Annotated in this window: 10 protein-coding genes; 1 reads left to right on the plus strand and 9 read right to left on the minus strand. The window is 67.8% G+C overall.

Annotation, left to right across the window (positions count from 1 at the left end):
- Both ACK59X_RS00140 and ACK59X_RS00145 read right to left on the minus strand, forming a co-directional pair.
- On the minus strand, positions 1–585 hold a 585-nt coding region (locus ACK59X_RS00140; protein WP_409954430.1), incomplete at its 3' end, for an amidohydrolase family protein.
- A gap of 33 nt (positions 586–618) precedes the next feature.
- Positions 619–1,314 carry a substrate-binding domain-containing protein gene (locus ACK59X_RS00145; RefSeq protein WP_409954431.1) on the minus strand — a complete coding sequence of 232 codons (696 nt, stop codon included), beginning with the start codon at positions 1,312–1,314 and terminating at the stop codon, positions 619–621.
- A gap of 137 nt (positions 1,315–1,451) precedes the next feature.
- Between ACK59X_RS00145 and ACK59X_RS00150 the strand changes: the two genes are divergently transcribed.
- Positions 1,452–2,366 carry a LysR substrate-binding domain-containing protein gene (locus ACK59X_RS00150; RefSeq protein ID WP_409954432.1) on the plus strand — a complete coding sequence of 305 codons (915 nt, stop codon included), beginning with the start codon at positions 1,452–1,454 and terminating at the stop codon, positions 2,364–2,366.
- On the opposite strand, the gene ACK59X_RS00155 is transcribed toward ACK59X_RS00150, so the two are convergent.
- The 7 genes from ACK59X_RS00155 to ACK59X_RS00185 form a co-directional block, all read right to left on the minus strand.
- Complete coding sequence (locus ACK59X_RS00155) at positions 2,351–3,265, minus strand: DUF1932 domain-containing protein (RefSeq protein WP_409954433.1); 915 nt, start codon at positions 3,263–3,265, stop codon at positions 2,351–2,353. The two genes, ACK59X_RS00150 and ACK59X_RS00155, sit on opposite strands and share 16 nt — an antisense overlap.
- Before the next feature lie 23 nt (positions 3,266–3,288).
- Entirely contained in the window at positions 3,289–4,014 is a 726-nt protein-coding gene (locus tag ACK59X_RS00160) for an ABC transporter ATP-binding protein (RefSeq protein ID WP_409954434.1), read from the minus strand.
- Positions 4,007–4,792, minus strand: a complete 786-nt coding sequence (locus tag ACK59X_RS00165; RefSeq protein ID WP_409954435.1) for an ABC transporter ATP-binding protein — start codon at positions 4,790–4,792, stop codon at positions 4,007–4,009. Before ACK59X_RS00165 ends, ACK59X_RS00160 begins: the two co-directional genes overlap by 8 nt.
- Complete coding sequence (locus ACK59X_RS00170) at positions 4,789–5,760, minus strand: branched-chain amino acid ABC transporter permease (RefSeq protein WP_409954436.1); 972 nt, start codon at positions 5,758–5,760, stop codon at positions 4,789–4,791. The genes ACK59X_RS00165 and ACK59X_RS00170 overlap by 4 nt, the downstream gene beginning before the upstream one ends.
- Positions 5,760–6,632: a branched-chain amino acid ABC transporter permease gene (locus ACK59X_RS00175; protein WP_409954437.1), complete on the minus strand. Its 873-nt coding sequence runs from the start codon at positions 6,630–6,632 to the stop codon at positions 5,760–5,762. The genes ACK59X_RS00170 and ACK59X_RS00175 overlap by 1 nt, the downstream gene beginning before the upstream one ends.
- 188 nt (positions 6,633–6,820) lie before the next feature.
- Positions 6,821–8,002, minus strand: a complete 1,182-nt coding sequence (locus ACK59X_RS00180) for an ABC transporter substrate-binding protein (protein WP_409954438.1) — start codon at positions 8,000–8,002, stop codon at positions 6,821–6,823.
- Between the two features lie 134 nt (positions 8,003–8,136).
- A complete protein-coding gene (locus ACK59X_RS00185) occupies positions 8,137–8,913 on the minus strand; it encodes a GntR family transcriptional regulator (protein WP_409954439.1) in 777 nt (258 codons plus the stop codon).
- Positions 8,914–8,936: the final 23 nt, after the last annotated feature.

Genomic DNA, 8,936 nt, shown 5'->3' on the forward strand with positions numbered 1-8,936 from the left:
GTGCGCGCCCGTGGTGTGGAAGCACGCGTTGCAGCTGGTGCTCACGTGGATCATGGCGGGCAGGTCGTACTCCACCATCTTCTCGTAGATGGGGTACCAGTGGCGGTCGGTCAGCGGCGGGCTGGTCCAGTGGCCGCCCGAAGGATCGGGGTTCAGGTTGATGCCCACGGCGCCGTATTCCTTCACGCACTTTTCCAGCTCGGGGATGCAGGTCGCGGGGTCCACGCCGGGGCTTTGCGGCAGCATGGCCACGGGCACGAAGTTGTCGGGGAACAGCATGGAGACGCGGTGGCACAGCTCGTTGCAGATGGCCGCCCAGGTGCTGGAGACGTTGAAGTCGCCGATGTGGTGGGCCATGAAGCTCGCGCGCGGCGAGAACAGCGTGATGTCGCTGCCGCGCTCCTTCATCAGGCGCAGCTGGTTGGTCTCGATGGACTCGCGCAGCTCGTCATCGCTGATGGAGAGGTCCGCCACCTTGGGCATGGCGGCCGGGTCCTGGATGCCGGCGATCTGCTGGTTGCGCCAGTTCTCCAGCGCCTTGGGTGCCGTGGTGTAGTGGCCGTGGCAGTCGATGATGAGGCTCATTGCGTTGTGCTCCTTGGATCTTGGTGTTCGGGTTCAGGCGGGGTCCATGCCCTGGCGTTGCTTGGCTTGGGCCGCCGCTGGCGATGCGAAGAAGTCGAGCAGCGCCTTGGCGGCCTCGGGCTGCTGGCTGGTGGCACTGACACCCGATGAAAAAATGGTGGTGATCTGGATCGCCGGCGGCAGCGGGCCCACGATGGCGATGCCTTCCACGTGCAGCAGCTCGCTCAGTTGCTGGAAGCCCAGCTCCACGTCGCCGCGCGCGACCAGCGAGCCCACGGGCACGCCGGGCGGTGCCTGCACCATGCGGCCGGCCACCTCGCCGGCAATGCCCCAGCGCTCGAACAGTCGGGCCAGCGCCACGCCGCTCGGGCCGGTGGAATAGCTGATGCTGCGCGCGGCCAGCACGGCGCTGCGCACCGCGTCTTCCGAGCCGATATCGGGCAACGGAGCACCGGCGCGCACGGCCACGGCCACGCCGGAGCGCACCCAGTCGGTCCTGCTGCCGGCCACGATGGCGCCGGCTGCGATGAGCTTGTCGATGGCGTCGGAGGCCAGCACCACCACGTCGAAGGCCTCGCCGGCCTGCACCCGCTTGGCCGCGTCCACGCCGCCCACGGCCTCGATCACGGCGCGCTGGCCGGTCTGCTGCTCATAAGCGGCGAGCAGCTCGGCCAGCACCTGGCGCGTGGCCATGGAGGAGATTCCGCGCAGGGTGACGGGCTGGCTCATGGGTGCTCGATCAGGGCTGTATACATGCTGCTGATTGTGGGCAGGGCCGGCCCAAACATGAAGCCGGCAGGGGCACTACCAGATATATCATTCTTGTATTGTCGAATTCGAGCTATTGCAAATAGCGGAGAGCAGCCATGGACCTCAAGCAGATCGAATACTTCGTGCGCGTGGCCGAGCTGGGCAGCTTCACCCGCGCCTCGGTGGTGCTGGACATCGCCCAGCCCGCGCTGAGCCGCCAAGTGCGCCTGCTGGAGCTGGATTTGCGCCATAAACTCTTGGTGCGCTATGGCCGCGGCGCCATACCGACCGAGGCCGGCAAGCTGCTGCTGGAGCATGGCCGCGGCATCCTGCACCAGGTGGAGCGCGCGCGCGAGGAACTGGGGCGCGTGCGCGGGGCGCTGGCCGGGCGCGTGGCCATCGGCCTGCCGCCCACCATGGCCAAGGTGCTCACCGTGCCGCTCACGCGCGCGTTCCGCGTGCAGATGCCGGACGCGGCCCTGGCCATCAGCGAAGGCCTGTCGGTCGCCATGCGCGAATCGCTGACCACGGGGCTGCTGGACATTGCGCTGCTCTACAACACGCCGGCGTCGCCGGGCATCGAGATCACGCCCCTGCTGGAGGAAGACCTGTTCCTCGTGCAGCGCCGCACAGGCGCAGAAGGCGAGGACCAGGCGCCGGTCGCGCTGGAGGCCCTGACCCGCTACGAACTGGTGATCCCCACGCGGCCCAACTCCATCCGCATGCTGGTCGAGTCGGAACTGGCTGCGTTGGGCCTGCGCCCGCAGATCAACCTGGAGATCGACGGCGTGGCAGCCATCCTGGACCTGGTGGCCGACGGCGCGGGGTGCGCCGTGCTGCCCATGAATGCGGTCACCACCTCGGGCCGGCCAGAGGTGTTCACCACCCGGCCCATCGGCCAGGCCGGCGAACCCCGTCTGCGCAGCAAGCTGCTGATGGCCGTGAGTTCGCAGCGCCCCGCTACGCTGACGCAGCAGGCCATGGCGGAGCTGATCCGCACAACCTTGCAGGCCATCTACAAGGCGCCCTGATCCTTCTGGAGGTGCGCCAGCAGCCGGTCGGCATAGTCCTGCCATGGCGCATCCTTGGGCAGGCCGGCAAACACGCCCTCGCGTGCCATGGCGGCCACCGCGGCCTGCCGGTGCGCGGTGGCGCTGGCCATCAGCGGCTCCACGCCGGCCTCGCGCACGGTGCGCGCGGCCTCGTGCATCTCTTCGGAGCGGCGCTGGCCGTGCTGCACCACGCGACTCAAGAAGTAGCTGCCCTGCTTTTCCCAATCGATAGAGGGGAAGGTTTCCGCCAAGGTCGGCAGCACATGCGCCTCCACGCCGTACTGGCGCGCGGTGGTGTAGCTTTCGATCACCAGGGCTTCGAGGCCCTTGATCATCACGCTGCGGCACATCTTGATCGCGCTGGCCACGCCCAGCTGTTCACTGACCGGCGTGGCGTCCATGCCCCAGCCTTGCAGCACAGCGGCCAGGGCCGGTGCCTGCGCGCCGCCCAGCAGCATGGGCACGCGGATGCCGTAGGGCGGCACCGAGGTCATGACGCCGGCCTCGACATAGTGCGCGCCGCGCGCATCGATCAGCGCGGCCGCTTGCTGCTTGGTGCCGGGCGAGGCGGAATTGAGATCCAGGAACAGCGTGCCTGGGCGGATGTGGGCGGCCACCTCTTCGGCCACCTCCAGCGTGTGCGAGGCGGTGACGGCGGAGATGACCAGGTCGCTGGCCGCGCACAGCGCCGCGGCCGAGGCATGGGCCGTGACGCCGTGCTGCGCGGCATGCGCGAGTTCGGCGTCGCGCATGGCGGCCTGCACGAACTTCAGGTCCCAGGCGCCGACAGCGGCCACACCGGGTTTCGGCTGCAACCCCAGGGCAAAGGTCTTGCCGACTTCGCCGTAGCCAATCAGGCCGATGTGTCGAAGGTCCATGCGCACCGTCTCCTGCAAGGGCTCTACCTGGCCACGCCCAGCAAACGGTCGAGCAACTCGGGCTGCGCGCTCAGGCTGGCCGCTGTGCCGGTGTGCACCACGGTACCGCGGTCCAGCACGGCGGCCTGGTCCGAGATCGCTAGGATGGCCTGCGGGTGCTGCTCCACGATGATGGCCGACAGCCCCTCCTCCTGGGTGATGCGGCGGATGGCGCGCAGCAGCTCCTCCACGATGATGGGGGCCAGGCCTTCGAGCGGCTCGTCGAGCAGCAGCAGGCGCGGGTTGAGCACCAGCGCGCGGCCCACGGCCAGCATCTGCTGCTCGCCGCCCGACAGCTGTGTGCCCAGGTTGGTCTTGCGCTCGGCCAGGCGCGGGAACATGGCGTACACCTTGTCAGGCGTCCAGGGTGCCGAGGTGGCGCCCTTGCGGCCGGGCCGCGCCACGGCGGTCAGGTTCTCGTGCACGGTGAGCGACTTGAAGATGTTGCGCTCCTGCGGCACCCAGCCGATGCCGGCGGCCGCGCGCTCGTGCGCGGGCAGGCGGTGCAGCGCCACCCCACCCAGCGCCACCGTGCCCGCATGCTGGCGCGTGGCGCCCGCCAGGGTATTGATCAGCGTGGTCTTGCCCGTGCCGTTGCGGCCCAGCAGGGCCAGGGTCTCGCCCTCGGCCAGCGACAGGGACACACCTTGCAGGACGACTGCCTCACCGTAGCCCGCGCTCAGCCCTTCGATCTTCAGCAGCTCAGACATGCGCGTCTTCTCCATGTCCCAGGTACACGGCCTTGACCTGCGGGTCGTTGGCGATGGTGTCGGGGTCGCCCTCGGTGAGCACGGTGCCGTTGACCAGCACCGTCATGCGCTTGGCAAAGCTGAAAACCAGGTCCATGTCGTGTTCGATCAACAGCACCGAGACATCGGCGGGCAGGGCTGCCACGGTCTGCAGCAGCTCTTCGCGCTCGCCCGCGGGCACGCCGGCCACGGGCTCGTCGAGCAGCAGCACACGCGGCTCGCAGGCCAGGGCGATGGCGATCTCCAGCAGGCGGCGCTTGCCGTAGGCCAGCACGCGCGTGGGCTCGGCCATCACGGCCGTGAGGTGGAATTGTTCGAGCAGTTGCTCGCAGCGCTCGTTCACCGCGCTGCGCGCACCGAGCTTTTGCCACCACTTGCCGCCCAGGCCCTGCTTTTGCGAGACGGTGAGCGCCAGCGTTTCCATCGGCGTGAGCGAGTCGAACAGCTGGTTGATCTGGAAGGTGCGCACCATGCCGCGCTGCACGCGCTGGTGGGGCGCCAGGCGCGTGATGTCCTGGCCTTCGAGCACGATGGATCCCTCGGTGGGCTCGAGCACGCCGGTCAGCAGATTGATCAGTGTGGTCTTGCCCGCGCCGTTGGGGCCGATCAGCGCGTGGCGCGCGCCCTGGCGCAGGTTCAGCGTGACGTTGTTGGTGGCCGTGATGCCGCCAAAGCGTTTGACCAGGCCTTGCGCTGACAGCACCACAGGCGCTTCGTTGTGGACTGCAGTGGTGTTCATGCCTTGCGCCCTCCGAACCAGGTCCAGGGGCGGATCAGACGCTCGCGGCCCACCAGCACCAGCACCACAAGGAACAGGCCGATCCAGAAGGTCCAGTACTGGGGCGTGACGGCCGAGATCAGGTCCTGCAGCAGCTTGAAGCCGATGGCCCCGACCACGCCGCCGTAGAGCCAGCCCACGCCGCCGATCACCAGGATCAGCATCACGTCGGCCGAGCGGTGGAACTCGAACAGGTCCAGCGAGGCGAAGCCCGTGGTCTGCGTGAGCAGGGCGCCCGCGGCGCCGGCCAGCGCGGCGGCCAGCGTGTAGACCTGGGCCAGCTTGGCCGTCACGGGGATGCCGATGGCCATGGCGCGCAGCCGGTTGTCGCGGATGGCCTTGAGCGTGGCACCGAAGGGCGACTGCACGATGCGCCGCGCCAGCACGAAGAATACCAGCAGCACGCTCATCGAGTACCAGGCCGCCGTACGCCCGAACAGGTCGAATTCGAACCTGCCGAGCACCGGGCCCATGACCACGCCCTGCAGGCCGTCGGCGCCGCCAGTGAGCCAGTCGAGCTTGTTCGCCAGCTCCAGCATGATGAGGCCCACGCCCAGCGTCACCATGAGGCGCGTGAGGTCCGTGCCGCGCATGATGGTGAACGAAGCCACCGCCCCGAGCACCGTGGCGGCGCCGACGCCCACCGCCAGGCCCACCAGCGGGTCGGGCATCACATGCTTGGCGAACAGGGCTGCCGCATAGCCGCCCATGCCGAAGAAGGCCGCATGGCCGAGCGAGACGATGCCGGTGTAGCCCAGGATCAGATCGAGCGAGATCGCGAACAGCGCGACGATGGCGATCTCGTTGATGATGAGCGCGTGGCTGGGCAGTGCCAGCGGCGCGGCAAAGGCCAGCAGCCAGAGCACGGGCTCCCAGGGCCGCATGCGGCGCGTGTGGAGCAGCACATTGGGTCGGGAAATGTCCGTCATCACTTGCCCCCCTTGCGCACGAACAGGCCCTGGGGCCGCCAGATCAAAATCAGGATCATGAGGCTGTAGACGATGAAGGCCCCGAGCTTGGGGATGTAGTACTTGCCCGCCACGTCGGCTATGCCCAAGAGCAGCGCGGCCAGCAGCGGGCCGGTGATGGACGAGGTACCGCCCACGGCCACCACGATCAGAAAATAGATCATGAACTTGAGCGGAAAGCTCGGGTCCAGGCCCAGCACCTCGGCCCCGAGCGCGCCGCCCAGGCCCGCCAGGCCCGAGCCGAAGGCGAAGGTCGACAGGAACACGATGTTCACGTTGATGCCCATGCCCGCGGCCACGCGCTGGTCATCCACCGAGGCGCGCAGCCGGCTGCCGAAGCGGGTGCGCGTGAGCACGTACTGCAGCCCCACGGTGAGTGCTGCGCAGACCGCGATGATGAACAGCCGGTAGTGCCCCATGCCCAGCATGAAGGCCCCGCTGCCGATCTCGGTGCGGCCCTTGAGCCAGGCTGGCAGCTGGATGATCTGGCCCGTGGAGCCCACGAAATAGTCCACCGTGGCCACGGCCATGAACACCAGGCCAATGGAGAACAGCACCTGATCCAGGTGGGCCTTGTGGTAGAGCGGCCGGTACAGCGTGCGCTCGAGCACGGCACCCAGCAGCGCCGTGCCGATGAAGGCCAGCGGCAGGCACACCAGGAAGGGCACGTTCAGGCGCTGCATGAGCAGCACGGTGATGTAGCCCCCCGCCATGGCAAAGGCCCCGTGCGCCAGGTTGATGAAGTTCATCAACCCCATGGTCACTGCCAGCCCGACGGCCAGGATGAAGAGCAGCATGCCATAGGCAATGCCGTCGAAAAGAATGGTCAGCATGCAATCACTTCAATAGAAACCGCAAGGCGCGATGCACCCGCACCACTTGCCTGCAAAGGCCCCCACCAGCCTTCGATGCTGGCGCGCCGCAAGCCAGCGCCACCGTGGAACTGGCTTTGCCAGGCCATGGGTGGCGTCCCCCTTTGCGGGAAGGCGCGAAGCGACTCAGGGGGCTTCCTATCCTGGGTTTACTTGGTTTTTCCGGGGTCCTTGACGTCCTTGATCACGTCGAATTCCACGTTGTACAGCTGGCCGTTGACGCGCTCGACCTTGCGCAGGTAGACGTTCTGCACGATGTCGCGGGTCTGCGCGTCGACGAACACAGGGCCGCGCGGGCTCTCGAAGACCTGGCCCTTCATGGCGGCCAGCAGGGCGTCGCCGCCGCCTGCGCCCTTGGTGGTCTTGAGCGCTTCGTAGATCACGCGCATGCCGTCGTAGCCGCCCACGGCCATGAAGTTGGGGCGCAGGCCCTTGTTGGCCTTCTCGAAGGCCTCGACGAACTTCTTGTTCAGTGGCGAAGGGTGTGCGGCCGAGTAGTGGTGCGAGGTGACCACGCCCAGGGCGCCATCGCCCATGTCGTTGAGCTGGTCGTCATCGGTCACGTCGCCGGTGGCGATGAGCTTGATGCCGGCCTTGTCCATGCCGCGTTCCAGGAACTGCTTCATCACCGCGGCGCCCGCGCCCGAGGGCACGAACACGAACAGCGCATCGGGCTTGGCATCGCGCACCTTCTGCAGGAAAGGGGCGAAGTCGGGGTTGCGCAGCGGCACGCGCAGCGCCTCGGTCACCTGGCCGCCGTTGAAGGCCAGGCGCTGGTTGAAGAACTTCTCGGCGTCGATGCCCGGCCCGTAGTCGCTGACCAGTGTCACGACCTTCTTGATGCCGTTCTTGGGCGCCCAGTCGGCCAGGGCCACCGACACCTGGGGCAGGGTGAAACTGGTGCGCACCACGTAGGGCGATGCCTCGGTGATGCTGGACGTGGCCGCGGCCATCACCACCAGCGGGGTCTTGGACTGCGTGGCCAGGGGCGCCGTGGCCATGGCCGAGGGCGTGATGCCCATGCCAGCGAGCACGTTGACCTTGTCGTTGACCACCAGCTCCTGGGCCAGGCGGCGCGTCACGTCAGGCAGGCTGGTATCGTCCTTGACGATGAGCTGGACCTTCTTGCCGGCCACGGTGTCGCCGTTCTGCGCCATGTACAGGCGCGCGGCAGCCTCGATCTGGCGGCCGGTGGTGGCCTGCTGCCCGGTCATGGGAAGGATCAGGCCGATCTTGAAGACATTGTCCTGGGCCATGGCAGGCAAGGCGGACAGGGTCATCATCAGGGTGGCGGCAGCGGCCGAGGCGCGTAGAAGGTGGCGTTTGTGCATGGTGCTTGTCTCCTGTGGATATCGTTGTATACAGCGCTGGGTGGGGCGAAGTCTGGGCCGGCGTGCATGCTTTCACAAGCGGGATTCCCAACTTTTAGATATCGCCGTTTGTGATAACTTGCAACAGCTATTGATCAGACGTGATCCCGGATCAATTGCACCCCGGGCAAACCCTGTATCTGTGCCGCCTGCACCGCCGCGAGCAGGTTGCGGCGGGTCACGCGCGAATGCTCGCGCATCAGCGCCTCGGCACGTGCGCCCTCGCGCCGCGTGATCGCGTCGAGCACCTGGCGGTGTTGGTCCTGCGCGATCACGAGCATGTCGCGCGCCGCAGGCGAATGGGTCTGCACCACCACGAAGGCCGAGGGCGAAGCGAACGGCAGGCTTTTGACCCGGTCGAGCTCGCGCACGATGACCTCGCTGCCCACCATGCGGCCCAGCAGTTGGTGGAAGCGTGCATTGAGCGCCACATAGTCCGAGAAGCCCTCGTCATCGAGCGCGCGCGGTGCCAGCACCGCGTCGATCTCATCGAGGCACTGTGCGGCCTCGGCCAGCACCGCCGCGTCCGCGCCGCGCTCGGCCGCCAGGCGCGCGGCCAGGCCTTCCATGGTGCCGCGCAGCTCGATGGCGTCGGCCACATCGGTCTCGGAGAAGGTGCGTACTGCGTAGCCGCCGCCGGGCAGGCGGTGCAGCAGCCCCTCCTGCTCCAGGCGCATCAGCGCCGCGCGGATGGGCGTGCGTGAGACGCCCAGCATCTCCACCAGCGTGAGTTCAGCAATGCGCGCGCCGCCGGCGAGTTCGCCGGCCAGGATCATTTCACGCAAGCGCAGCTGGGCCTTCACCGATTGCGAGGCGCCGGCATCGGTCGCATCGCCTGGGACGGCCAGCGCCTGGGGGTCTGGGTGGTTCATTCAGGAGACAAGGGATGGATGAG

This window comes from Acidovorax sp. (genome assembly GCF_046339755.1).
Classification (GTDB): domain Bacteria; phylum Pseudomonadota; class Gammaproteobacteria; order Burkholderiales; family Burkholderiaceae_C; genus Acidovorax.

Bases quoted from the DNA above. Each gene is read 5' to 3' on its own strand.
- ACK59X_RS00165 (WP_409954435.1), bottom strand. From the start codon at position 4,792: ATGAACACCACTGCAGTCCACAACGAAGCGCCTGTGGTGCTGTCAGCG.
- ACK59X_RS00155 (WP_409954433.1), bottom strand. From the start codon at position 3,265: ATGGACCTTCGACACATCGGCCTGATTGGCTACGGCGAAGTCGGCAAG.
- ACK59X_RS00180 (WP_409954438.1), bottom strand. From the start codon at position 8,002: ATGCACAAACGCCACCTTCTACGCGCCTCGGCCGCTGCCGCCACCCTG.
- ACK59X_RS00170 (WP_409954436.1), bottom strand. From the start codon at position 5,760: ATGACGGACATTTCCCGACCCAATGTGCTGCTCCACACGCGCCGCATG.
- ACK59X_RS00185 (WP_409954439.1), bottom strand. From the start codon at position 8,913: ATGAACCACCCAGACCCCCAGGCGCTGGCCGTCCCAGGCGATGCGACC.
- ACK59X_RS00150 (WP_409954432.1), top strand. From the start codon at position 1,452: ATGGACCTCAAGCAGATCGAATACTTCGTGCGCGTGGCCGAGCTGGGC.
- ACK59X_RS00145 (WP_409954431.1), bottom strand. From the start codon at position 1,314: ATGAGCCAGCCCGTCACCCTGCGCGGAATCTCCTCCATGGCCACGCGC.
- ACK59X_RS00160 (WP_409954434.1), bottom strand. From the start codon at position 4,014: ATGTCTGAGCTGCTGAAGATCGAAGGGCTGAGCGCGGGCTACGGTGAG.
- ACK59X_RS00175 (WP_409954437.1), bottom strand. From the start codon at position 6,632: ATGCTGACCATTCTTTTCGACGGCATTGCCTATGGCATGCTGCTCTTC.